Origin of the sequence: Pedobacter sp. P26, from assembly GCF_050632135.1 — a bacterium.
Classification (GTDB): domain Bacteria; phylum Bacteroidota; class Bacteroidia; order Sphingobacteriales; family Sphingobacteriaceae; genus Pedobacter.
Window position 1 is genome coordinate 1,883,773 of sequence record NZ_CP192574.1, and the last position, 23,081, is coordinate 1,906,853.

27 protein-coding genes are annotated in these 23,081 nt (G+C 40.9%); 23 read left to right on the forward strand and 4 right to left on the reverse strand.

The window, feature by feature from the left end:
* The first annotated feature begins 11 nt into the window (after positions 1–11).
* From ACQ86H_RS08640 to ACQ86H_RS08750, 23 genes are all read left to right on the forward strand, one after another.
* Positions 12–800: a hypothetical protein gene (locus tag ACQ86H_RS08640; RefSeq protein WP_431294502.1), complete on the forward strand. Its 789-nt coding sequence runs from the start codon at positions 12–14 to the stop codon at positions 798–800.
* 14 nt (positions 801–814) lie between these two features.
* The gene (locus tag ACQ86H_RS08645; RefSeq protein ID WP_431294503.1) at positions 815–1,477 is read left to right on the forward strand and encodes a hypothetical protein; all 663 of its coding nucleotides are present in this window, start codon (positions 815–817) and stop codon (positions 1,475–1,477) included.
* Positions 1,440–2,129 carry a hypothetical protein gene (locus ACQ86H_RS08650; protein WP_431294504.1) on the forward strand — a complete coding sequence of 230 codons (690 nt, stop codon included), beginning with the start codon at positions 1,440–1,442 and terminating at the stop codon, positions 2,127–2,129. The genes ACQ86H_RS08645 and ACQ86H_RS08650 overlap by 38 nt, the downstream gene beginning before the upstream one ends.
* 4 nt (positions 2,130–2,133) lie before the next feature.
* Positions 2,134–2,799 (forward strand): hypothetical protein, encoded by a 666-nt coding sequence (locus ACQ86H_RS08655; RefSeq protein WP_431294505.1) that lies wholly within the window; start codon positions 2,134–2,136, stop codon positions 2,797–2,799.
* Between the two features lie 97 nt (positions 2,800–2,896).
* Positions 2,897–3,568 (forward strand): hypothetical protein, encoded by a 672-nt coding sequence (locus ACQ86H_RS08660; protein ID WP_431294506.1) that lies wholly within the window; start codon positions 2,897–2,899, stop codon positions 3,566–3,568.
* Positions 3,569–3,570: 2 nt separating this feature from the next.
* Entirely contained in the window at positions 3,571–4,698 is a 1,128-nt protein-coding gene (locus ACQ86H_RS08665) for a plasmid transfer protein (RefSeq protein WP_431294507.1), read from the forward strand.
* 5 nt (positions 4,699–4,703) lie between these two features.
* Complete coding sequence (locus tag ACQ86H_RS08670; RefSeq protein WP_431294508.1) at positions 4,704–4,991, forward strand: hypothetical protein; 288 nt, start codon at positions 4,704–4,706, stop codon at positions 4,989–4,991.
* Positions 4,988–5,326, forward strand: coding sequence for a hypothetical protein (locus ACQ86H_RS08675; protein WP_431294509.1), 339 nt, complete (start codon positions 4,988–4,990; stop codon positions 5,324–5,326). Before ACQ86H_RS08670 ends, ACQ86H_RS08675 begins: the two co-directional genes overlap by 4 nt.
* Before the next feature lie 392 nt (positions 5,327–5,718).
* Positions 5,719–6,942 carry a conjugative transposon protein TraM gene (gene traM / locus ACQ86H_RS08680; RefSeq protein WP_431294510.1) on the forward strand — a complete coding sequence of 408 codons (1,224 nt, stop codon included), beginning with the start codon at positions 5,719–5,721 and terminating at the stop codon, positions 6,940–6,942.
* Positions 6,943–6,945: 3 nt separating this feature from the next.
* On the forward strand, positions 6,946–7,785 hold the full coding sequence (gene traN / locus ACQ86H_RS08685; protein ID WP_431294511.1) for a conjugative transposon protein TraN: 840 nt from the start codon (positions 6,946–6,948) through the stop codon (positions 7,783–7,785).
* Positions 7,786–7,885: 100 nt separating this feature from the next.
* Positions 7,886–8,767, forward strand: a complete 882-nt coding sequence (locus tag ACQ86H_RS08690; RefSeq protein ID WP_431294512.1) for a hypothetical protein — start codon at positions 7,886–7,888, stop codon at positions 8,765–8,767.
* A gap of 121 nt (positions 8,768–8,888) precedes the next feature.
* Positions 8,889–9,218 (forward strand): STAS-like domain-containing protein, encoded by a 330-nt coding sequence (locus tag ACQ86H_RS08695; protein WP_431294513.1) that lies wholly within the window; start codon positions 8,889–8,891, stop codon positions 9,216–9,218.
* 2 nt (positions 9,219–9,220) lie between these two features.
* Positions 9,221–9,823: a PIN domain-containing protein gene (locus ACQ86H_RS08700; protein ID WP_431294514.1), complete on the forward strand. Its 603-nt coding sequence runs from the start codon at positions 9,221–9,223 to the stop codon at positions 9,821–9,823.
* A gap of 92 nt (positions 9,824–9,915) precedes the next feature.
* Positions 9,916–11,958 carry a type IV secretory system conjugative DNA transfer family protein gene (locus ACQ86H_RS08705; protein WP_431294515.1) on the forward strand — a complete coding sequence of 681 codons (2,043 nt, stop codon included), beginning with the start codon at positions 9,916–9,918 and terminating at the stop codon, positions 11,956–11,958.
* Positions 11,959–11,989: 31 nt separating this feature from the next.
* Positions 11,990–12,412, forward strand: coding sequence for a hypothetical protein (locus ACQ86H_RS08710; RefSeq protein ID WP_431294516.1), 423 nt, complete (start codon positions 11,990–11,992; stop codon positions 12,410–12,412).
* Positions 12,413–12,500: 88 nt separating this feature from the next.
* Positions 12,501–13,028 (forward strand): M23 family metallopeptidase, encoded by a 528-nt coding sequence (locus ACQ86H_RS08715; RefSeq protein ID WP_431294517.1) that lies wholly within the window; start codon positions 12,501–12,503, stop codon positions 13,026–13,028.
* Positions 13,021–13,935, forward strand: a complete 915-nt coding sequence (locus ACQ86H_RS08720) for an ArdC family protein (RefSeq protein ID WP_431294518.1) — start codon at positions 13,021–13,023, stop codon at positions 13,933–13,935. Before ACQ86H_RS08715 ends, ACQ86H_RS08720 begins: the two co-directional genes overlap by 8 nt.
* A complete protein-coding gene (locus ACQ86H_RS08725) occupies positions 13,902–14,237 on the forward strand; it encodes a hypothetical protein (RefSeq protein WP_431294519.1) in 336 nt (111 codons plus the stop codon). The genes ACQ86H_RS08720 and ACQ86H_RS08725 overlap by 34 nt, the downstream gene beginning before the upstream one ends.
* Before the next feature lie 12 nt (positions 14,238–14,249).
* Positions 14,250–15,044, forward strand: a complete 795-nt coding sequence (locus ACQ86H_RS08730; protein WP_431294520.1) for a DUF4099 domain-containing protein — start codon at positions 14,250–14,252, stop codon at positions 15,042–15,044.
* A 465-nt stretch (positions 15,045–15,509) separates the two neighbouring features.
* Positions 15,510–15,827, forward strand: coding sequence for a hypothetical protein (locus ACQ86H_RS08735; RefSeq protein ID WP_431294521.1), 318 nt, complete (start codon positions 15,510–15,512; stop codon positions 15,825–15,827).
* A gap of 25 nt (positions 15,828–15,852) precedes the next feature.
* Positions 15,853–16,716 (forward strand): hypothetical protein, encoded by an 864-nt coding sequence (locus ACQ86H_RS08740; protein WP_431294522.1) that lies wholly within the window; start codon positions 15,853–15,855, stop codon positions 16,714–16,716.
* 227 nt (positions 16,717–16,943) lie between these two features.
* The gene (locus tag ACQ86H_RS08745) at positions 16,944–17,786 is read left to right on the forward strand and encodes a DNA adenine methylase (protein ID WP_431294523.1); all 843 of its coding nucleotides are present in this window, start codon (positions 16,944–16,946) and stop codon (positions 17,784–17,786) included.
* A gap of 39 nt (positions 17,787–17,825) precedes the next feature.
* Positions 17,826–18,497, forward strand: coding sequence for a hypothetical protein (locus ACQ86H_RS08750; protein WP_431294524.1), 672 nt, complete (start codon positions 17,826–17,828; stop codon positions 18,495–18,497).
* A gap of 144 nt (positions 18,498–18,641) precedes the next feature.
* Here ACQ86H_RS08750 and ACQ86H_RS08755 read toward each other — a convergent pair whose 3' ends face one another.
* The 4 genes from ACQ86H_RS08755 to ACQ86H_RS08770 all read right to left on the reverse strand — a co-directional run bounded on the left by ACQ86H_RS08755 (position 18,642) and on the right by ACQ86H_RS08770 (position 23,044).
* Positions 18,642–19,475: a carboxylesterase family protein gene (locus ACQ86H_RS08755; protein WP_431294525.1), complete on the reverse strand. Its 834-nt coding sequence runs from the start codon at positions 19,473–19,475 to the stop codon at positions 18,642–18,644.
* A gap of 8 nt (positions 19,476–19,483) precedes the next feature.
* A complete protein-coding gene (locus ACQ86H_RS08760) occupies positions 19,484–20,185 on the reverse strand; it encodes a carboxylesterase family protein (protein ID WP_431294526.1) in 702 nt (233 codons plus the stop codon).
* Positions 20,186–22,226: 2,041 nt separating this feature from the next.
* Positions 22,227–22,940: an alpha/beta fold hydrolase gene (locus ACQ86H_RS08765; RefSeq protein WP_431294527.1), complete on the reverse strand. Its 714-nt coding sequence runs from the start codon at positions 22,938–22,940 to the stop codon at positions 22,227–22,229.
* Entirely contained in the window at positions 22,913–23,044 is a 132-nt protein-coding gene (locus ACQ86H_RS08770) for an alpha/beta fold hydrolase (RefSeq protein WP_431294528.1), read from the reverse strand. Before ACQ86H_RS08770 ends, ACQ86H_RS08765 begins: the two co-directional genes overlap by 28 nt.
* Between the last annotated feature and the right edge of the window lie 37 nt (positions 23,045–23,081).

Here is a 23,081-nt window from a genome sequence, read left to right on the forward strand (position 1 = left end):
TTGCCGAAATAATGCGAACGGAAAAAATCAGCTTTGATCTGGATGAATACCGTTATGTGCTTAAAAAATTCTGCCTTGGAGGGGAATATGGTAAATTACTGAATGAAAGTTCAGATAAATCTGACTTTACTGAGCGGTTTATAGTCTATGAAATAGACTCCATAAAAGAAAATAAGATCCTTTTTCCCATTGTTACGCTCTCAATTATGGATTTGGTGCTCCAGAAAATGCGGCATAGGACCGGTCAGCGAAAAGCTCTGGTGTTAGAGGAAGCATGGAAAGCAATTGCTTCGCCACTTATGGCCAATTATCTTTTATTCTTCTATAAAACCATGCGGAAATTCTGGGGAGAACCGATTGTGGTAACCCAGGAACTGAATGATATTATCGGGAACGCGGTTATCAAGGATTCCATACTCGCAAGCTCTGATACCATCTGTCTGCTAGACCAGTCTAAATACAAGGGAAATTATGAGCAGGTAGCCAAACTACTCGTCTTACCCGATGCGGAACAGCGGAAAATTTTTACTGTAAATGCACTGGAAAATAAATCAGGGCGGGGAAAATTCAAAGAGGTATACATCAAGCGCGGGGGTATAGGTGAGGTATATGGCGTAGAAGTATCCCTTTTTCAGTATCTAACATTCACAACAGAGAAACCTGAAAAAACCGCGGTAGAATCCTATGTCTCACGTCTGGGATCTTACCGCCTGGGCCTTGAGCGGTTCATCGCTGATATGAAATCCAGTGGTCTTTCATTGCCCGATTTTGTCCGGAAGGTAAATGCAACAGCTTTATAATTAAACATGCTACTATGAGAAAAATAATCATTTTTTTATCAATTACGCTTTTCGTTCAGATTTCCAGAGCGCAGATATATCTTGACCCAACAACAGCTGCTGCCACAGCTGCACACGCCGGGGTAATGAACAGCGGCTTATCGAGGACCAGTGACAATTTGACCCTTGTTCAAAGAGCCCAGCTTGCCGTGACCGGGCAGCTTGGCGTTGTAAACGATCTGCAGTCAACTATTTACCGTGGCCTTTCAGAGGTATCCGGGGTGATGAGGTCGCTGCTTTCGGTAAAGGATATCTATGAGATTTCGCAGGATATTGTGCAGGATGTAAATAAGGCTGTCAATATCAGCTCATCCGATCCACTTCTTTTACTATTCGCTGAAGCAGGGGCAAGGGAATTTAAAACCAGATCGATAAAATTGGGAGCAGAGGTGAGTTCCTTCGTATTGAAGGAAGGAAAAGACGCCCTTATGGATGCTGGAGAAAGGGCCAAACTGCTGAACAAAATTGTAACCGAACTCACCATTTTGCGTGGAGTGGCTTACGGCATGTACCGCTCAATGTATTGGGCGAAACAACGCGGTATATTAAATTCACTCAATCCATATGCGGGATTTATCAATATAGATAAGCGTATCGCTGATGACATTATCCGAAACCATAAAATGCTCAGGCAATGAAAAATATAGTATTTTTTTTGCTTTGACCATAATCTTCCTTTCCTCGCATGCCCAGCTTAACGTAACACTCTTACACCAACTGGTTGGAAACAGCAAAACCGAACACGGAAAACAGACTGATGCCAGGGATCGGCAGCTTGTTGCCTCTGCAAATGAGGAAGTAAATAAAACACTAATGGTGAGGCTAAAAAACACCTACAGGGATATTCATTCAAGGTTTAAAACACTGAGCCTTGCAATTGATGCCTCGCAGGTAGGGATTGAAGCATACCCACTTATTAATGATATCTCGCGAAGCCAGGAAACTATTTTCAGGCTTTGTAAAGATGACCCGGTATTATCCATTCTTGCAATTCAGGCAGAAATGGATATGGGAGATAAGGCATATTCGCTACTGAACTTTTTATATGGAATTGCCCTGTCAACCAGTGACATTAACCAGATGAAGCAAAGTGACCGAAAGATGCTTTTTTCTCATGTATTGACCGAATTACGCCAGATAGCTGGTGCCTCCCGTGGGCTTGCGGCTACGCTTTCTTACTCTAATAGAAAGAAAGCTCTGGAGGCAGCTAACCCATTTTCAGATTTTATCAATACTGATAAGGCAATGGTAGAAAGTATTCTTCGAAGAAAGGATGTACTTAAAAACTAAAATTATGAGAGGATACATCACAATGGTATTATTACTTGCCCTAACCTTTTCAGTCCAGGCCCAACGGTTGGTATTCGATCGCGGACATTTTGCGATTGTAAATGAAAATGGTACAATCCGCCTAGCTGCTGAAAATACCTACGGTAACTATCAAAATACAATCAATAACAGGCTTTCAGATATTAATGTAAATCTGGGCGCGGTGGTAATGGTTCAGTCGCTAATACTCTCCTCCTTAAGAGAAGTAGATCAAGGGCTAAAAAGTGCCATTGCCGTAAGACAGATTGGAAATCTGGTAGCGGAAATCACTTTGGAAAGTAACGGAATGTTAGCAATGGCCAGGTCAGATCCGCACCTTTTGCTTTTTGCCGAAGACGTTGCGAGACAGGTAAAGAACAGGGGGATAGGGCTTTTTTCAGAAGTTTCATCTTTTGTACTAAAAGAGGGCGAAAATGTGCTGATGGACTTTGAAAAGCGGGATGCGCTGCTAAAAAAGATTGCTCTGGAACTTCGCGTCATCCGCGCGCTTGTATTCAGCATGAAAAAATCTATGTACTGGGCAAAAATGAATGGCTTATTACATTCTTTGAATCCATATCAGGATTTTATTAATCAGGATCTGCGCACAGCGGACGATATTCTATTTAAATCAAAACTTTTAAAACAATGAAAAAATATCTAGTGATGTTTCTTTTTTGCGTATTTGGTTTTTTAGTAAATGCACAAAAAAAATAACGGACAAACACATTATCTATCAACAGGAACGCATGGTCTTCAAACAATGGGATAGGGATAAGTTTACCCCAAAGCCAGGTTTTCTGTGGTTAAACCCAGAATACTGGATCACCTGGGCGCTGCATCCCAATTATCCCAAAAGTGACCTGCGGCCATTGGGACCGGCCGGACCGCAGACCCAAAGGTTAATGTTTGCCGCTGCTATGCAGAACACAGACAACCTCTATAAGTTGCATGCCGATACCTTGCGCAATACCGCATTGAGCGAAGCTTCAAATTATTCTTCGGCGCTGAGTTTCGCAGATCCTTTATGGCTGATGTATTACCGGAATGAATTTGAAGGCTTGTTGAATCAAGCTGATTCTGAGCTGTTAACAGGGCTATCTGCTTCTGAAAGACAGTATCTGGTTTCCAGCGGTTTGCTGGACTGGTATAAAGAAGAAAGCCATGCGCTTCTGGAAAGACTGGAAATGGCCCGTTCCACTACTGTTGACCGGGGTTCAAGGATTATGGCCTATCACAGAATGCTGGGCGAGTTTAGAAAACTGATCGCTAACTGGGAGATGAAAAAATCAAAGGCGAAAACCTTTCTTTCCATTCGATCCTCCACAGAAAAATTAAGGGACGGGGATCCTGTTAATGTTACCGTCAGAAAGACCGATATCCAGATCGCCAATGATATCCTTAAAAAAACAAAACTTTAGATATGGCCTTATTAAATATCCTCACCGGCACTGCCGGTTTTTTTGTGCAATCTGTTCCCGATTCTTTTAAGGATACCTTTAATTTTCTTCAGGGAAACGGTGTCTATGAGGAAGGCATGATGCATTTTTTGCATGAAATGAAAAATACGATCTGGACCCATTATGATGCCTTTATCGCTGATGCGCAGGCACTGGCTGCGATTTTTATGCTGATATTCTTCGCCATTAAAAGTTATGAAATGATTTCTGGGGACAAGCAATTGGAGATTATGCCACTGTTGCGTCCTTTTGGGCTGACTATGGTGATTCTATGGTGGAGCATATTTACACGTGTCCTTGCCTATCCGACAGATGTTGTGGAACAGAAGACTTCGGCTATGTTCGATGGGAGCCAGGCAGAGATCAATGATCTCAGGCTCCAGCGGGCAAAGCTGATGGTCGAAGTTTCCGATCAGCTTTTAAAGTTCCAGGCTGAAACAGAAACAGCAAAAACAGAAGCTGATACCTGGTATGAAAATGCATGGGAATCGGTAAGCTCTTCGGTAAAAGAAGGATTCTCAGAGGTATGGAAGCCTGTTGTTGAAATGAGAAACCGTTTGCAGATTGGACTTCAGCTTCTTGCTACTTCACTACTGGAGACATTAGCGATATGGATATTGAGGGTATGTACCTATATCATATTCATTATCCAGATTATTTTTTCAACCATTCTGATTATTCTTGGACCTTTCTCGGTAGCACTATCAATTCTCCCTGCCTTTAGGGATTCCTTTTCCACCTGGGTGGCAAGATTTATTTCTGTAAACCTTTATTCGGGAATAGCCTATCTGGTGATGTATGTGGCATCGCTTTTTCAGCACTATGCATTGGAAGCAGAAATAACACGCTATCAGGAGTTGATTGGTACTGGAGAGGCCAGTCTTGAAAAACTGGGATGGTTTGCCGGTAATGGGATACTGTCTTTTGGAATGGTAATCGTAACCTTTATCATAGGCGCACTGACCATGTTAACTGTTCCGAGTATTTCAACATGGATTGTGTCAACATCTGGCGTTTCATCTGCAGCAAGTTCTATGGGTAGGGGAGCATCAAGTATGACCAGGGTTGCAGGACAAATAATGGGAGGATAGAAGAGATGATGATCAAAAATATCGAATCAAAAATCCGCCTGGCTACTCTGATTTCCATAGGCAGTTTTATTCTCTGCGCAGTAGTGGTAGCAATTGTTTCTTTTTTTGCCTATGGTTATGTCCGGGACTCCAGAAAGAGCATTTATATTTTGGATCCCTCCGGAACGCCTGTTATGGCAAAACAGACCGATGTGCAGTTGAACAGGGCAGCAGAATACCGGGCACATATTGCAAAATTCCATTCACTTTTTTCTCGCTCGTACCGGATGATAAATTTATTGAATACCAGATGAAACAGGCCATGTACCTGATCGATGAAAGCGGCGCATTGCAGTACAATAATTTAAAGGAAAAAGGTTTTTTTACCTCTATTCTTTCTTCTTCAGCGGTACTGACCATCCGTACCGATTCTATTTCTTTGGACGAGAAACGCATGTATTTCCGCTATTATGGCACCCAGAAAATAGACCGCAGGAGTTCAACCATTACCAGATCACTTATCACCGAGGGAAATTTGACCGATCTGGAAACCAGGTCTGATAATAACCCACATGCGGTTCTGATCACCAGATGGAAAACATTAGAAAACAGGGATCTTTTAGTTACAGAAAAAAATGCATTCCAATGAGAAAAATAACCATCCTTTCCGAATTGAAAAATGAGTTCGCAGGGCAAATTGACCGTTTCAGGACGCTTTCTTTCCATTTTTTTAATCAATATCCAAAAGGCATCTTTTCAGCGATGGTCCTGTTAATGGTTTTCTCCCTGCTACTGTGTTTTACGCTGCTCAGGTCCAGGCCTCAAAAGCCGGATCTTGAAAAAAAGCCATTGGCAATATTGGAAATGGCCTGTCAGAAATTGGCTCTACGGTAAACAGCCTAGAAAAAACACTGGAGATGAGGGCGGCACTCAATTCAATGTTAACCAAAGATTCATTGACTTCTGCGGATAGTCTACTGATGGCCAAAATGATTGCTGGGCTTGAAAAAATGGGAAAAAGAAACAAATAAAATAACTCTTATGAAAAAAATAGATCTCAAAAAGCCAAGATATGCGCTACCCATCGTCTGTTTTCCTTTCATTCTGCTTTTCTTTTATATCTACAAAACTAGTTTTGGCAAAGAGGGAAAACTGGTATTTGGAAAAGATTCACTTCAGGTTAACGTGGCCGGGGTATCCGATCAGGTTAAGAAACAAGGGCTTTCAGGAAAGCTTGATGCTTACCGTAATAAGTTCAAACAGGCGGATGGGTATACTGCTGTGGGAAGTATTACCGATGAAACCAGGGCGCAGGCCCAGGTAAGCTCTTCCTATAATGAAAGGGAAAAGCGGATGCTTGATTCCATAGATCAGGTAATGAAAAGAAAATATGGGGCCACAGCCACTGAACAGAACAGAAGCCCTCCCTACAACGAAAATTTTGGAAGCTATGATAACAGGGGAAATTCATCCAGAACCGAGCAGGACAGGGCGCTGGTCCTTGCCTTGTCAAAGATCAAGCAAAACAGCCAAGTTCTAAATGAAACTGAAATAAAAAAAGAGCCGGCAGACCCAATGCAGATCTTTCGCGCTCAGATGGCCTTGGTGGACAGTATGGGAAAAGCGAATGATCCTTCATCTATCGAAAAGAGGGAAAAGGAACGCCTTTTAGAAATTGCCGAAAAGGAGGCAAAAAGTAAAAAGAAAGTAGCGGTAAAAAAAGTCAATGCCGGTTTGGGGGCTTTTAATACCATAGTTTCTTCTGAGGATGAACGCCCAATCTCTGCAATAATAGATCAGGATATTACCGGATTTTCCGGTTCGAGATTGCGCATCAGGCTTTTGGATGATATTATGGCGGGGAAATTTATGATCCGCAAAGGCACTTATCTTTACGCTACTATATCGGGATTTTCTGCCCAACGGGTTTCTCTTACTATCTCATCAGTATTCTATGGTGGGGACGTCCTTCCAATAAATCTTCAGATTTATGATAATGATGGACTTGCAGGGATTTATGTTCCCTCTTCTGCCTTCAGGGAATTTACCAGGGATCTTGGCGGTTCTACCTCACAAGGGATATCCATCCAACAGCAGGCGGAAAATAACAACCAACTGGTGATGGGGGTACTTTCTAAAATGTTCCAGTCAACAACCACAGCGGTCAATAAGCTGATAAGATCCAACAAGGTCAAAATCAGGTACAATACCCAAGTCTATCTCATCGATCCCGATGAGCTTAAAAGAAAACAACAATCTTATTAATTTATGAAAAAAATTATCTTAGCTGTACAGTTTTTACTGTGCTCAATGACACTTTTTGCCCAGAAGACCGGAACGCTTACTGTTTCTGAAATTCCTGTTATTGGTATCTCTGGCTCTGTTTCCCTTCATTTTATTTCACCGGAAAAGATCTCTTATGTAGACCTTTCCAGCCCCTCGCTGATCGGAGACCTTCCCGAAAAAAATATTCTTAGGGTTAAGGCTGCCCCCGATTCCATTCCTGCCCTTCTTTCCAGCGGTGAGGCGGGCCTGGTAACCATTGTTGGGGAAACATTTATTTCACAGTTCAGGCTATGTTTTCTGCCCTCGCAGAAATCTGAATATGTTTCCTCCCAGGTTGAGATCCTTCCGCAGTACATGAGGCCTTTGGACATATCTGGCGCATCGCTTTCGACCCCTGAGCTGAAAGCCAATGCACTTTCGATCCTAAAATTGCGCAGGAAGGAACATGTAAACCGTACAACAGGATATGGAATATTCATGACGCTGAACAGGGTTTTTACACTGGGTGATTGTGTTCTTTTAGACCTGAGTTTTAAAAATGCCACCAACCTCATTTTTGATGTAGATGAGCTGAGGTTTAAACTCGAAGACCGGAAAGTAAACAAATCAACCAATGTGCAGTCCATCGAACTGAAGCCTGTCTTTAGCCTTTATCCCTTCGAGCAGTTCAAAAGTTCCTTCCGTAATATTTACATACTAAAGAAGGCAACATTTCCAGGTAATAAGGTATTCAATATTGAACTTTCGGAAAAGCAGGTCTCCGGCAGAAATCTTAAATTGTCCATCCATTATTCCGACATTTTAAATGCCGACACCATCTGATCTAGGGGATAACCGTTGGTTGCAACTTTAAGGGTAATGTTTAGGATTTAATTTATATGGTTAAATTTTATAACTTTAGCCGTTAACAACCTCTCTCAGCTTGCAGATATTAAAACCAACCATAAACCAAACCATACAATTAAGCGATAGCCGGATCAACACCAATGTTTCCGGTCTGATGCAGATTGAACGGTTTTATCAACGTGCCAGGGTATACAATGATATCAATATCAACATCGGGATAAAGGAGATGGAATGGATCGATGGCAATATGAGCGCAATGCTCGGAGCAGCCCTTTACCGTTTGAATATTGAGCACGGCCTTACCTTTTCAATTAGTTTTGAGGATGTAAACAAAAAATTTCCCATCCTTTTTCAAAATGGCCTGATAAATACTGATGCCATTAAATTGAGTGGAAGCAATAAGGGAAGCACAATCCCCTTTAAGTCATTTATGCCCGATGATAAAGATGGGTTTATTGAATATGTTCTTGAAAAACTCCTTGTTCACGATGGGATGCCCGGGTTTTCAGAGGCGACAACCGAGAAATTGTTAGACTATCTCGCTGAACTTTGCTGCAATATCAATCTTCATGGCGAAACGGAATACCCGTTTTTCGTATGCGGACAATACTATCCAAAATTGGGACGTGTTATATTCACCGTAACTGATCTCGGCAAGGGTTTCCTTCCCAAGATTAAAAATAAGACTGCAGGGGAGGTTTCTTCGGCTAGAGCTGCGGTTCTTTGGGCCATTGAAGGGAATACTACCAAACTGGATGCACCGGGAGGGATACACCTTAACAAGATGAGAGACTTTTTTCTAAACCATGATGGCCACCTTCATATCATTACAGGAGATGCCTATTATAATACCAGTCATGCGGACAGTACTGCCAGGCCGGATAAGATTGCTGATGTAAAACAGGAATTTATGGGAAGTACTGTACATCTGGTATTTAACAAGAATTCACTTTTATAAAAGGTATTTAAAGCGGATAATTTTCTGTACCTTTGCAGACTTTTTTTAATTAAAATTTTACAAACATTTTTACCAATATATACGTATATATGTATATATTTAAATATTAAATCAATCTACGATGCAAATTTCTGTTTTTGAAATACTTAATAGTCCCAATGCAATGTTTCACCAAGATGGGTTGAAACTGCATAGAGCTATCATTGAAGCATTGGAAAAAGAAGATGGGGTAGAGGTTAGCTTTGCTCAGGTTAAAGTTCTCACCACTCAATTTTTAAATGCGTCTTTTGGAAAAATAATGGTTGAAAAGGGAATGTCCTTTTTTGCTAAAAAAGTAAAGGTTTCCAATACCGATCATTTAGCAACCTACGAAACCAAACTTGAATGGGTAGTCGATAATATCAAAAACAATGATAATTACCGCACCATGCTTGATGCCGTGCTTGCTTAAGTATGTCTTTAGATATTTCTGACCTTTCATTTCACCCAACTCCTAAGCCGGGAAATTATTTCTTTGATACCAACGTATGGATCTATGTTCTGGGAGTGACGAATGGAAAACCCTTTGAGGGAACCTATATAGATTTTTTCAACAGTGTCTATTCAATAGCTGTAAATTCAGGAACCTCGCGGATAATTACCTCCTCACTTCAGATTAGTGAACTTTTCAATAGACTGTTAAAAATAGAATCAAACAAAGCACACCTTAAACAAAGTTATGGAAAAGGTGAGTATGCCTATTACAAAGATGTATTTCGCAAAAGCGCTCAGATCGTTGTAGTTTTCAATCAGTTTAAATCTGATTTTTTAGCCTATGCAGATGCTATTGACGTGGTAAAGTGCCCCGTTTCAAAACTCGAAGATATGCTGGATTTTTCTCCTGCAGTTACCGATTTTAACGATAATCTTTATATTTCTTTAGCCAAGGCCCATGAGGCAACAATGGTTACGCATGATTCAGATCTTGTTGCGCAGGATATGAAGATTTTAACACTCAATAATACCCTTAAGAAAATGGCAAAAAATTCTGTTTTTGTTAAATTGCCCAAGAAGTAAATAACAGGTTGCCAAAAAACTTAATAATAATATAAAAAAAACCGCCCCAAAATGGCGGTTTTTTTATTTCTAATTTTTTTAAATGAGGTTTTATGGAAGAAAGCAAGGAACAACAAAGCCTTCACCGCTTTCTTCAGTTTGCAATTTATCTTGCTCTGTTTTTGGACGTACTGATGTTCATCTATGCTCCCAAACTGATCACAGGCGATTATGCCCAAAGACTTGGAATTAGTAGGTTTCTTATCCGCATGTCCAGGATCATCGTCTATCAGCACCCGTTCTATAGCCGCTTTCTTTCTTTTTTACTCATTTCCTTGGTCTCAATTGGCACTTTAAGTAAAAAAGAAAAGGATCTGAATGCAAAAACATCCATTATCTATCCCCTGGTTTTTGGGTTGGTATCGATGATTTTTAGCATATACTTTTTCGGGAATACTGGGGTAAATATTATCTACCTCACCAGTTGGGGAGACATTGGTTACATATCTTTTTTACTGGTAGGTAGCATATTGGTCCACGTTGCGATGGACAATGTTTCCAAGATCATCAGTTCTAACTTGGGTAAAGATAAATGGAATACTGAGGAAGAATCTTTTATGCAGGCAAGGAAGCCGGTAAAAGGGAAATTTGCAGTTTCCATTCCCACATTGTTCTATTATCGGGAAAAAGTGCATGCGGGATTCATTAACATTGAGAATATTTTTCGCGGAACTCTTCTGATCGGGACCCCTGGTTCAGGCAAGAGCTTTGGTGTCGTCATGCCTTTTATCCGTCAGGTGATTGCTAAGGAGTTCTGCGTATGCTGTTATGATTTTAAATTTCCTGACCTTGGCCAGATTGCCTATTATCACTACCTACTTGGGAAGAAGCAGGGAAGGCTTTCAGGCTTTGATTTCCATGTGATCAATCTCACATCAGTCGAGCAAAGCAGACGAATCAATGTGCTAAGACCGGATTATATTCTTACACTGGCAGACGCAGGTGAGACGGCTGAAGCTCTAGTAGAAGCATTAAAAAAAGGAGATAAATCAGGAGGTAGCGACCAGTTTTTTACCCAGAGCGCCGTTAATTTTTTAGCTTCTTGCATCTATTTCTTCTCTCAGTATGAAAAAGGCCGATATTCCACCTTTCCACATGTGCTATCCTTTTTGAACTGCAGCTATGAGCAGATATTTTCGGTGCTTTTTTCCAATCCAGAACTCAAAAGCTTACTTTCTCCCTTTGCAACTGCCTATCAGGCCAAGGCATTCAATCAGTTGGAGGGACAGATTGGGACACTAAAAGTATTTATATCCCGACTGGCCACAAAAGAAACGTTTTGGGTTTTTTCAGGAGATGATTTCAATCTTAAGATTTCATCCCGGAATGCGCCATCCATGCTGGTCCTAGCCAACGATCCCAATACCCAGAATATAAATTCTGCATGTTATTCAGTAGTACTGAACCGGCTAACGCGGTTAATCAATTCAAAAGGAAACCTGCCATCTGCATTGATTATTGATGAGGTTCCCACTCTTTTCGTGCATCGGATCGAAAATCTGATCGCTACCGCCAGATCGAATAAAGTTGCGGTGCTTATGGGACTTCAAGAACTCCCGCAGTTTCAGCAGCAATATGGAAAGGATACAGCAACTACCATTACCTCTGTTGTAGGGAACGTACTTTCAGGATCAGTACGGAACAAAGATACCCTGGAATGGCTTGAACGGCTTTTTGGTAAAGTAAAGCAGCGTTCTGAAAGTCTATCAATAGACCGCACGAAAACTTCACTCTCGCTATCGGAAAAACTTGAACCCCTGATCCCTGCAGGAAAAATTGCCTCACTAAAGGCGGGAGAACTCGTAGGCATGTTGGCCTCGGATGCAGTGGAAGAATATACCGGAAAATTCGAGACCTCGGCAATCCACTGTAGGGTAAACCTGGATATGGAAGCGATAGCTAATGAAGAAAAGTCTTATCCAGCTATGCCCATTTATTATGATTTCGGAGGGAGAAAGGAGGAGACTCTCCGGAAAAATTTCATGCGCATCAACAATGAAGTATTGATGATAGTTAAAAAAAATCAATCAGAAGCTTCCTCAGCCAGACCACAGGAACCTCCTAAAGCTTCAATGGCAGGTGGCATAAAACGATAGATAACCAATTTAAAACTTTAAACGAATTCTTATGGAAGAGTTAACAGGCAGGCTTGTGGTGGTACATCCCGAGCTGACCGTCGACCCTGTTTCCAGACAAGGGCAGATCGGGGTCATTGCAATGGCTGATCTGAAAAGTGACACCATTAGTGTAGGTTTTGGCGGTGGGCCTTTAGGAAAGTATTCTACAGACGCACTTTTGGTACTAAGGGATAAAAATGAGCTTTATCAGGATATTATGACTGGAGTAAAAGAGATGGATATTAATACTTTTAAGGAATTGCTGGACATAAACATGAAACAGGAATATTCAGACTATGGCCATACCTCTGCTGCACTAAAGATCGCAATAGAAAATCCAGAAGTGATGAAAAGAAGTATGATTTCTCTTGAAGAGCACATCTCCCGAAACCAAAGTATTGAAATCAGTGATGACGCTTCCCTTGAGCGCTAAAATTTGGGTCGCTGGGATATTATTGTCTATTGCATCTATTGCATCTATTGCCATTTGCCTAGCCCAGGTCTCTATGCCATTACAATCGATGAAAATAAATAGCGGATTTGGTAAACGGACACATCCCCTCACACACCGTTCTGATTTTCATAAAGGAATAGATCTACATGCCAGAAATGAACCGGTCTTTTCTTTTTTGTCAGGAAGGGTATCCCAGACCGGTTTTCACCCCATCCTGGGGAAATTTGTAAGGATTGATCATTCAGGACTGGAAAGCATCTATGGTCATCTTTCCATAATACTGGTACATACTGGAGAGGAGGTAAGGTCAGGGGAACTTATAGGGGTTACCGGATCAACCGGGAGAGTGACGGGGGAACACCTGCACTTTAGCCTGCGCATGGAGGGCGTGTACATTGACCCCATACTCCTCATCCTTCAGCTCCATGCGACATCGAAAATTAATCAAGTGAAATTTATGGAAAGTACAGCCCATTTAACATTAAGGCAAAAGCTGGAACTGCTCGCCATGGTGGAGGAGATTGAACTCAATCTCGATGAAGCTTGGGTCTATGGGATAGATTTTGCCGATAGGGAGGAGTCTGAAGATGGATAAAAAAGATGTTCAGAAGCCTCTTCATGTGCAGGTTGCCGAAAAGGTGATTGACGGACTTAGGGCAGGAACTGCCCCATGGCAGATTCCCTGGGACGCAAGTGGGATGCCCTTCCTATTACCTTATAATTTCCAAAGCGGCAAAAGATATAAAGGTATTAATGCGCTGTCGCTGTTAATGGCAGGTAGGGACGATCCAAGGTGGATGACCTACAGGCAAGCAGAAGAAAGTGGGATGCAGGTTAGAAAAGGAGAGAAGTCAATGCTTATCCAGTTTGTTAAAACCACAGATGAGCGTACCAAGCGCGATGCCTCGGGAAAGGTTATGCATGATGAGCTGGGAAAGCCAATCAAGGAAACTACTGCGCTTCGCCATGCCATCATCAGAAATGCTTATGTCTTTAATGCTGCCCAGATTGATGGAATGCCGAAGCTGGAACGGGAAATACCAGGTGTCGATTGGCAGCCCAATGAACGGGCAGAAAAAATGATTGCCTCCTCTGGTGCTAAAATCCTGCATGAGTATTCAGGCAAAGCTTTTTACAGCCCGAAAAATGACACGATAACCTTACCCTATAAAGACTGGTTTTCGCAGCATCATAAGTACTATGCCACACTACTTCACGAACTGGGTCATTGGACCGGTCACCCAGAACGTTTAAACCGGGATATGGGCAATAGCTTCGGAGATTTACTTTATGCAAAAGAGGAGTTAAGGGCAGAGATCGCCTCCATGATCATGGGGCAAGAGCTGGGTATAGGCCATGATCCGGGGCAGCATTTCGCATATGTAGAAAGCTGGATCAAAATCCTGGAAAATAATCCCTTTGAGATTTTTCTGCCTCAATGGATGCTGAACGTATATTCAATTATATCATGGATCTTGAAAGAGCGCAGCAAAAATCAGTAGAGCAAGAACATATGCATGCAACTGGTCTACCACAAGGTAAACCCCCGGTTTATCTTACCACCGGTGACAAAATTCCTTATAATGGATCAGTCTATGAAGTGATCGGGCATTTAAAACAGGGAAGGCTGAAGATGCAGGAAAGCCTTTTTGGTAACAGTTTCACCTTAAGCAAAGGCGATAAACTATATGCTTCCCTTTTATATCTCAAGCGGGAAATGACGAATGAGCAGGTAAGAACTGCATCTAATGGTTCGGGGAAGAATCTAGATGGAGACTCGCCATTGTATAGTGCTAACAGATAAAACAAAATTTTGATGAAACATTTAATGATAAACGAGGCACTGCCGATAGCAGAGCTTTCCAGGCTGGGATTATATGATGGTAACAAGCATTTATTAAGCGATGCAGATCTTTCTGCATTGCTTTCCGGAAGACGAACTTCCATGGTCAACCTTCGGGATCTGGTCAGTGAAGCTTTTGTGATCGACAGCCTGGATGCAAAACTTTCTCTGCACACCGATGAAGACAACTTTCAGGAAATTAAACTGCACCCTATTTATAAAGAGCCACAACTTATGCCGGACTTATCAGAGGAGGAATCCCGGTTGATGATCAGTGGAGAGCAGCCTAATATGGCAAAAACCATCAGGTTTTCTGATGGGACAGACAGGACGATAGTGTTTGAATATGATGGTGAAACCAAAGAATTCATTTCTTATGACGCCTCCAAACTATCAGTTCCTATTAAGATAAACGGGGAAACACTGAACGCAGAAAAACAGAAAGAATTTGCACTCGGAAGTATTGTGGAACTAACCGAGGGAACTATTATTCAGTATAGGGCTTCACAGCCAAAAGGGATAATCGCAAATAGAGCTGCCCTTATTGTTTCTTATCTTGGGGAAGATGCAGGGTTTCTGATAGAAAATATATCTTCAATAAAAGATGCTGATATTCAGCTTTCCCCATTTACCATAGGATTTGAAAATGCTTTTGCAGGGATGCAAAAAAATGGAAGTATTGATGTCAATGCGGGCTTTTTGCAAAAAGACCTCGCTGAATTAAAAAGTGAATATAGCAGGGGTTATAGTCATGGGATTTCGCGATAAAACGTGGATAGAGAATGGATTACCCAAAACGGTTTTGAGTTTTGCATTCCAAAGGGACTTCCTGAGATTAGCATAACTAAAGTCCTATTGTTTTATGGCAAAACCGATGCACAAAAGAATATATCAATAGCTGGAAGCTTCAAATTTGGCGAGGCAGCTTTTGTGGCTATCGGAAATTGCCCGAAGCCGCAAACGGCTGTTAATATCAGCTCTATTTTTATTAATGCCAGATTTATATCCTGCCTTGGCAATGATTTGCTTGCTTCCGTGCTGACCTGTAGGTTTTCCTTGTGGATCAAGCAATTGGATGCGTCTTTTTCGATTTCGGATGATAGGGTGCTTATTGAATTTAAATCTCAATGTTTTTCCTGCCCCGTTTGCAAATTTTCATTACACCGCTTCTGCCTGATAAGCGGATTCAGGACTGAGGTACGTTGCCTAAAATACTCACCATAAATTTATTTCATGATCCCAGAGATCTTTAAAGAAGACCTTAATATCGATATCCGGGTGTTTGGCTTTGATGTAAATGTGAACTACGTTTATCATTGGCCCCAAAAAAGAGACGATGGGAAGGAACCTATGGTTGTTCACTTAGAGTTTAGGTCCGATTCCCATGTAATATCTTCAACCGGGTACCGCTCCCATTTTCTTTTCTCCGCTTTTTTGACCGATTGCCAATACCAGTCTATTGCAGAACTAGCAGTTTCACTAGGCGAGCACCTAGCCAGGGAAAACGGTTATGAGCCACCCCAGCCAGAACAGCAACTTAGCCTTTTTTGATTTTTTAACCATTTTTTATTTGATTATGAATGAGAATAATTTAGAATACCTAAAGAAAAGCCTTGATTATCTAGGCTTCGGATCAAAACTTAATGATGTTCTTGAATCCGCAATTTCCAGGGAACTTCCTGCCTTTACCTTGGGCATTAACCAATCGTACCTGCCTTCCCAGGTAAAAAGAAATCCGGCAATGGCTGCCGACCAGATGAAGTTCATGTTAAACTTCAGCCGCTCTAAACAGAGTGACATGTATTTTCTTAACGATTATGAAGTTACTTTGAACAAGGCAGGTAATACCGTTCCAATCCGACAGGTCTTTGATCTTGAAAGAGATAACCGTATAACCGCCTTGCAGGCCTATAAGCTTCTATCGGGTAACGCGATTGAACGAGACGTTTACCTCAAGGCAGAAAATGGAGAAACGCCAGAAAAGAAGAAGGTTTGGTTTAAGCTTAATCTTGATGTTCAGGATGCTTACGGTAATCATCCCCTAAAAAAGTTCTACCCTGAATTTAAGTTTGACCTGTCCAACGCCATCGATAAATATCCATTTAAGGGCTTAGCAGATTCTGCAAAAGATAATATGATCAAGCTGCTTAAGAATGGGAATTTAGCACAGGCTGAAATGATGGTTGGCAAAAAAGCTGTTCAGGTATTTATTACCGCAAACCCCCAGTTTAAAGGGCTTGATGTTTTCGATAAAAACATGACCATCATCCGCCAGGACGAAATATTTCCAAATAAAGAAGTAGAAAGAAATACTGAATCGAAACCTGAACAAACTACCTCACATAAAAATGAGATTGGTGCTCAGCAGCAGGAAGAACGTTTTCCTTGGGAGGGAAATCAGACCACTGAAGTGACCCAGAACGAAGAAATTGGCAGATAATTTTTAGGAATAAAATGAACCATGAAGAAGCTCTTAGCCAAGATAGAACGCATCCGTGCAAGGGGCTGGGTAGTCCTAGATCTAGACAATGATCATCCGCTTTATCACCTTGACGGGAAACGGTTTCAGATTGAAAGCATGGGAATCCCAGACATAAAATGCAGGGTTTCTATAGTTGTCAATGGTGAGAAAGTCGATTTAACGATTGACGATTTGTATTAAGAATTATGACCAAATTAAAATTAAGAACCCCCATAAGTTATTATGGGGGTAAACAAAAGCTAGCAAAACGTATTGTCTCCGTAATCCCTTCACATGTGCTTTATTGCGAACCTTTTATTGGCGGGGCAGCAGTGTTTTTCGCAAAAGAACCCTCAAGAATTGAGGTAATAAATGACACCAATAAAGAACTGATCAATTTTTACCGGGTAGCTAAAGATGATTTTACATCCTTGGAAAAGGAAATCCGAATTTCACTGCACAGTCGGGACCTTCACCGCAAAGCATCTGTAATCTACAATAATCCAGATATGTTCTCAGAGATAAAAAGGGCATGGGCAGTATGGCTCACCTCCTCTCAGAGTTTTTCCTCGCAACTTGACAGCAGTTGGGGATACGATAAATCGAACAACACAACGACCAAGAAAATCAATTCAAAGAAGGAAGGATTTGTGGAAGAAATGGCGATCAGACTTCAAAATTGTCAAATAGAATGTGCAGATGCGCTTTATATTATTGCCAGTAGAGACACGCCTGATAGTTTCTTTTATTGCGATCCTCCATACTACAATTCAGATTGTGGACATTACGATGGGTATTCTGAGCAGGACTTCGATGCTCTGCTATTTTTGCTAGCAAGGATTAAAGGCAAATTCCTACTTTCTTCATATCCCTCGCCCTTACTCGAGAAGTATTCAAGGGAATATGGTTGGTCTCAATGGTCTATAAAACAACAAGTATCGGTCAATGCGAAAGGTGGAAAGCAGAAAAGCAAGACCGAAGTACTCACCGCTAACTATCCTCTAGATCTGAAACCTGAAGCACCTGACCTTGATGGAAAAGTTAAATAAACTTGATAGTCAAGGGGGTAATCAAAAATTAATTATTTTATGGAAAAGGTTTTAAGGCCAGAATTGTTGAGCCTTTACCATGGCTCACTTGATCTGATCGGGAATAAAGTAAATATTCAATCTGGTAAAGGAGTGGGCTGGAACAGTCTCACCCTTGGTGACGCTTTTTATACATCAGTAAGCTTAGATGCAGCAATGCTTTTTTCACATCTTGTATTGCAAAAATCTATATTGATGGAAAAAGTCAGATATGAAAATCGAGGGTTTGCTAAGGTGTATAAAATTTCCCTACATAAAAATACCAGTATACTTGATACTGAAAATGCCCTGGATGCAAATCGCGTCCGGGGTGTTTTGCTGCGCGCGGGAGTTTCTAAGCGGTATCTTGAGTTTAGAGACGATGATCAATTAACAGACTTCTATAAGTCGGCGGATCTATTATGTCATGGGACGGAGTGGGAGGGAAATAGAAATGAATATCTATGTAAGGCTTTGGGTTATGATGCCCTCATGATAAATGAAAGGGCCTGGATGAGCTGGGATTATTATCCGGAGGATATTGGTATCGATTGGGATAAATTAAACGATCCACTCATTTGGCCACCTAAGACAGTGGCTGTTTACAATCAAGAAATGATTTCAGGATTTGAGTTACATAGAGATGGGAGAGTAATTGGAAATGAAATGGACATTTCCAATTATCTTCGATAACAATAATCCTTCCCTATTCTGTAGTACCAATCTTTTGAAGCAGTAATAAGCGTTTCCTATTAGTATCACTTTCTATCTCGACTGAGCCCTCGATGCCTAGACGCATATATTTATTGCTATTTCCCTCATTCTGTATAGGCCATTTTATAAGGCTTTTTTTTCGGTATCCAGTCCATTTGGATTTCCACTCTTGATGAAATTTGAAAAATAACCTTGCATTCTGGATGAAACTTGATAGTCGTCTTTTTTCCATGCATAATTTTTTTGAACATTCAAATTGCCAAGGGCATATTCAATTTCCGCCGCATGAAAAGCAGACCCTGTTATTGTTTTGTTAAGTAATCGTTTTAAAAGTTGCTGCGGAAGGCTGCCACTATTGAGTACTTTTTTTGTAAGTCCAGGATGTGGCTGATCAAAAAGGTAACGGTAAACAGGAGCCGGTTGTTTGGATGCATGAAGCTCGGCCAAGCGCCAAGTTCCAAAGTTGATCAACCAATCGCTACCAAGCTTAGCACCAGCTTCCCTAGCATCCTGCCTGGTCTTCACCGGATAATACTCTAATAATTCATGGGCTCCGCTGCCGTAGATTCGCTCTACTTTTTTTCTGAAATTTTCCGGTGTTGCCCTTTTAAGGCGATAAAAAGCCAAAGATGGCACTTCATTAGCATTCCAGCCAACCAAAAGAGGAACACTTGCCTGTCTGCCATTTTCAAATATATCGATTGGAAATTCTTCTAGAAAATATCCGTCTACAGTTGGTTTAAATCTTCTTGGGTCCCCCTTTGATGCCAGTTTGAGCAACCTACCTGCGCTTAATTTACGCATCTTATTAATTGACTGGCTTTTGGTGAAATTCGCAAATTCTACTCCCATCTTTTCTGCTACTTCCTTTGTTTTAATCAGCTTTCTGGAGTCAAGTAGTGAACTACTCTGTGCAATAGCCCTAGAAAACAATCCTTGAGAAAGAGGAGAGGCCATATGTGCACTTACCGATTGCGCGCCAACAGATTCTCCCCTAGCGTCACCTGCTTAGGATCTCCACCAAAGGCGGAAATGTTTTCCTGAACCCATTTCAGAGCAGCAAGCTGATCGAGAAGACCATAGTTACCCGATGAGCCCTGAGCATTTTCTTGGCTAAGCTCTGGATGAGCCAAAAATCCGAATACCCCTAGCCGATAGTTGATACTTACATATACAATCCCCTGTTTTGCCATACTCTCACCATCATAAGCCACTTGAGAGCCATCCCCATGGATAAAAGATCCTCCATGGATAAAAACATATACCGGCATTTGCTCATGAAACGACTTTGAAGGTGTCCAAATGTTCAGATAAAGGCAATCTTCGCTCATCCCCTCGGATCTGAACTCGTAGAGTATTCCGGACTTTTGAATAGGTCGGGAACCAAAGTTCGTTGCTTTTCTAATTCCGTTCCATTTAGGAAAGGGTTGTGGAGCTTTCCATCGAAGTTCGCCTATCGGCGCTGCCGCATACGGAATACCCATGAAAACATGGATTCCACTTTTTAGTGTCTGTCCTTCCAATTGCCCACAGATAGTGGTGACCTTAATATCGGTTTCTGTTTGGATCTGCAGACGGGCATTGCTAGCTTGAATAGTAGTAATTAAAAGAATTGCAGTAGCTAAAACTGCCATTGTTCTGTGCTTAATTTCTTTGAGGATCTTCATATCGTAGAGCCAAATATAAACATCCGATATGTAAAAATTAATCTAGACGATGTCATTTTCAGTGATTTAACGAGAGGGAGCTAAACTTTTTCAATGATGAACATGTAATGCTGGATGTTATCCAGGGTTATTATATTTTACTAATGATAGCTCTTCCTCACTTTTGGTGTTGCCCCGGATTTTTTATATTCAATATTTAGCAAGCATGCTCTATCTCTCGTTTAAAAAGCATTGATGAACGAACAGTGTCTGTTGAGATCAATTTAATGCCAGAAGTGGAAAAGAAGCAATTTTGCTGAAATCCCCAGTTTTAGTACGGCTATGCTATTTTTATCTCGTTAGATAGCTAGTTCTAGAATTCATACTCTAACAATTTGCATTTAAAATTTCCCGCCCGGTTTTTATTAGTTATTTTAAGGGGAATTTATTAAAGCTCCCGAACATGGAAGATTATATGAGTGAAAATCATCTCGAACAACTCAAAATGACCGAAGGTGAAATGTGGGGATCGTATTTGCTAAATAGATTTTTTCTAAAAATAAATACGCGAAAATCCAGAAGTGACATTCCGAGTGGGGATTTCGGTAATAGTAGACAGCGGATTCCGTTCCAAACTGTACACCCGTAGATTAGCCCGACTTTGAGCAGGACATCTTGAGAAGAGTCCCAAATATATCCATTCCTATCAGAACCACCGCAAAAGAAATTTTGTCAATGCTTTGCCTCCCATCCGCACAAAACTCCGCTCCACGGCATCCCGGATGTGATTATCCAGTCAATAAAGCTGTTCTGGGGCGCGATTACATCCAAAAACCGACAGACAAAAAACTCCAGCAACACCCTTTCTAAAAAAACCATTTTTAAGCACTTTAGCGCTCCGCTGAAGCTGCCTTGAGCACAAAAACAACCATTGAACCAAGTTGGCTTTAAATAAGCCTTAAAACCGCTTAAAATGAGCCAAGTGATCACTTTTAAGCGAAAACAGTGGTCATTTTAAACCGAAAAAAGTGGCCACTTTGCAGAAAAACAAGTGGCCACTTTTGGAATAATCCCCATCCTGTGCTTTTTAAGAAAAATATGCTGTGGTTTTAATGGCTTATGAATATAAATTATTGTTATATAGCTATTTATTTTATTAACATAGTTTTCTTTGAATGCTCTGAAAAGTCGATTTTATACTTTAAATCCTTAAAGTATAATTTAATATTTTGTAATTTAACTGTGTAAATACTTCAAGCTGAAATCATCAATTTTTTTGAGGGGTCTTAAAAATTTTTTTGACATTTAAAAACAGTAGTTTTCCACTGATTTCGAGGTTTTTGTCCATTTTTGAGAAAAATAAAAAGGGGAAAAATTAGGGGAAATGACATGCCTTTAAAGGGCTTTAAAGGCACTTTTTTTATTTTCTTCTTTAGGGGTAAAACCCCTTTTAAGTGCTTTTAAAGGAGGTTTTTGTTTGTTTTTTAGCGAAACTGTTTAAAGTATGATTATAGACAAAATCGGGTTTTGGACTTTACAGGTGTGGAAAACTTTTTTGCTAAAAACGCTAATCTAAAGCTTTTAGCCCGCTCATTTTTATTGGTCTGTGCAGGCTCTGTGCCTTGTATGAAATCATAATGTGGGATTTAGACCGATGTTGTAAGATATTTCATCGGATGGTGACATCTCATTTATTTGAGTATCTTGATTTTTTAGTGCATTGGAGTTGCATTAAGATTCCGGTCTGGTGAAAATAACGCCTGTTTTTTAATGATTTGTCATCCTGAGGGATAATTTATTTTATAAAAATCAATATAAATGACAGTAATTAATCTACATGTAAAAATTCTCTCGCTTTACCGTCATTTCGAGCGGAGTGCAGTCGAGAACCTGAAGGCTCTGCGAAGCAAAATCTTTTTTGATAGATTTCTCCACTTCGCATTGCTTCGGTCGAGATGATGACCTTTTTTTGGTGTCTGTCATTGATAGCCTGTCGAAAGACCTATTTAAATACAATTGCAGGCATTTCGACAAGCTCAATTTGACAGAAGAATTAAAATACTTAACCTTTAATAAATGCCAAAATATCCTTATTAATCGTTTCTGCCTCTGTAGTTGGCATACCGTGAGGGAAACCCGGATAAGAAATTAATTTTCCGTTTTGCAAAAGTTTAGCTGCTCTTGGTGCCTGGTTAAAAGGAACAATCTGGTCATCTTCGCCATGTAATACCAATACGGGAATTTCTACGCTTTTTAAATCTTCAGTAAAGTCTGATTCCGAAAATGCTTTAATTCCATCATGATGCGCCAATACAGAACCCATCATACCCTGGCGCCACCAGTTATGTTTTATGCCTTCATGAACGGTTTTCCCCTCGCGGTTCCAGCCATAAAATGCTACAGGAAAATCGTAAAAATATTGGGCTCTGTTAAAACCAGTACCCTGGCGTATTTCGTCAAAAACAGACAATGGCACACCTTCCGGATTGCTTTCGTTTTGGATCATGATTGGCGTAACTGCACTGATTAATACCGCTTTGGCAACCCTTTCTTTGCCATATTTAGCAACATAACGGATCGCTTCGCCACCACCTGTTGAATGGCCAATATGAATGGCATCTTTTAGATCAAGTGCTGCGGTTAGTTCCGCAATATCAGCTACGTACGTGTCCATATTATTACCGTTTGCGCTTTGGCCGGAGCGACCATGCCCGCGGCGGTCGTGTGCAATTACACGATATCCCTGTTTTAAAAAAACATCATTTGGATATCCCAATCATCGCCAGATAATGGCCATCCATGATGAAAAACGATTGGCTGTCCTGTTCCCCAATCTTTGTAATAAATTTCAGTTCCGTCTTTTACTTTAATTGTACTCATAGCTTTTTTATTAGATTAATTTTAATTGTTTGCTGCA

Excerpts from the sequence above, each read along its gene's own strand:
- ACQ86H_RS08670 (WP_431294508.1), top strand. The coding sequence starts at position 4,704 with ATGATGATCAAAAATATCGAATCAAAAATCCGCCTGGCTACTCTGATT.
- ACQ86H_RS08760 (WP_431294526.1), bottom strand. The coding sequence starts at position 20,185 with ATGAAGATCCTCAAAGAAATTAAGCACAGAACAATGGCAGTTTTAGCT.
- ACQ86H_RS08710 (WP_431294516.1), top strand. The coding sequence starts at position 11,990 with ATGGAAGAGTTAACAGGCAGGCTTGTGGTGGTACATCCCGAGCTGACC.
- ACQ86H_RS08755 (WP_431294525.1), bottom strand. The coding sequence starts at position 19,475 with ATGGCCTCTCCTCTTTCTCAAGGATTGTTTTCTAGGGCTATTGCACAG.
- ACQ86H_RS08655 (WP_431294505.1), top strand. The coding sequence starts at position 2,134 with ATGAGAGGATACATCACAATGGTATTATTACTTGCCCTAACCTTTTCA.
- ACQ86H_RS08730 (WP_431294520.1), top strand. The coding sequence starts at position 14,250 with ATGAAACATTTAATGATAAACGAGGCACTGCCGATAGCAGAGCTTTCC.
- ACQ86H_RS08660 (WP_431294506.1), top strand. The coding sequence starts at position 2,897 with ATGGTCTTCAAACAATGGGATAGGGATAAGTTTACCCCAAAGCCAGGT.
- ACQ86H_RS08720 (WP_431294518.1), top strand. The coding sequence starts at position 13,021 with ATGGATAAAAAAGATGTTCAGAAGCCTCTTCATGTGCAGGTTGCCGAA.
- ACQ86H_RS08695 (WP_431294513.1), top strand. The coding sequence starts at position 8,889 with ATGCAAATTTCTGTTTTTGAAATACTTAATAGTCCCAATGCAATGTTT.
- ACQ86H_RS08650 (WP_431294504.1), top strand. The coding sequence starts at position 1,440 with ATGACATTATCCGAAACCATAAAATGCTCAGGCAATGAAAAATATAGT.
- ACQ86H_RS08675 (WP_431294509.1), top strand. The coding sequence starts at position 4,988 with ATGAAACAGGCCATGTACCTGATCGATGAAAGCGGCGCATTGCAGTAC.
- ACQ86H_RS08645 (WP_431294503.1), top strand. The coding sequence starts at position 815 with ATGAGAAAAATAATCATTTTTTTATCAATTACGCTTTTCGTTCAGATT.
- ACQ86H_RS08725 (WP_431294519.1), top strand. The coding sequence starts at position 13,902 with ATGGATCTTGAAAGAGCGCAGCAAAAATCAGTAGAGCAAGAACATATG.
- ACQ86H_RS08735 (WP_431294521.1), top strand. The coding sequence starts at position 15,510 with ATGATCCCAGAGATCTTTAAAGAAGACCTTAATATCGATATCCGGGTG.
- ACQ86H_RS08770 (WP_431294528.1), bottom strand. The coding sequence starts at position 23,044 with ATGAGTACAATTAAAGTAAAAGACGGAACTGAAATTTATTACAAAGAT.
- ACQ86H_RS08640 (WP_431294502.1), top strand. The coding sequence starts at position 12 with ATGCGAACGGAAAAAATCAGCTTTGATCTGGATGAATACCGTTATGTG.
- ACQ86H_RS08740 (WP_431294522.1), top strand. The coding sequence starts at position 15,853 with ATGAATGAGAATAATTTAGAATACCTAAAGAAAAGCCTTGATTATCTA.
- traM (WP_431294510.1), top strand. The coding sequence starts at position 5,719 with ATGAAAAAAATAGATCTCAAAAAGCCAAGATATGCGCTACCCATCGTC.
- traN (WP_431294511.1), top strand. The coding sequence starts at position 6,946 with ATGAAAAAAATTATCTTAGCTGTACAGTTTTTACTGTGCTCAATGACA.
- ACQ86H_RS08665 (WP_431294507.1), top strand. The coding sequence starts at position 3,571 with ATGGCCTTATTAAATATCCTCACCGGCACTGCCGGTTTTTTTGTGCAA.
- ACQ86H_RS08750 (WP_431294524.1), top strand. The coding sequence starts at position 17,826 with ATGGAAAAGGTTTTAAGGCCAGAATTGTTGAGCCTTTACCATGGCTCA.
- ACQ86H_RS08700 (WP_431294514.1), top strand. The coding sequence starts at position 9,221 with ATGTCTTTAGATATTTCTGACCTTTCATTTCACCCAACTCCTAAGCCG.
- ACQ86H_RS08715 (WP_431294517.1), top strand. The coding sequence starts at position 12,501 with ATGAAAATAAATAGCGGATTTGGTAAACGGACACATCCCCTCACACAC.
- ACQ86H_RS08705 (WP_431294515.1), top strand. The coding sequence starts at position 9,916 with ATGGAAGAAAGCAAGGAACAACAAAGCCTTCACCGCTTTCTTCAGTTT.
- ACQ86H_RS08745 (WP_431294523.1), top strand. The coding sequence starts at position 16,944 with ATGACCAAATTAAAATTAAGAACCCCCATAAGTTATTATGGGGGTAAA.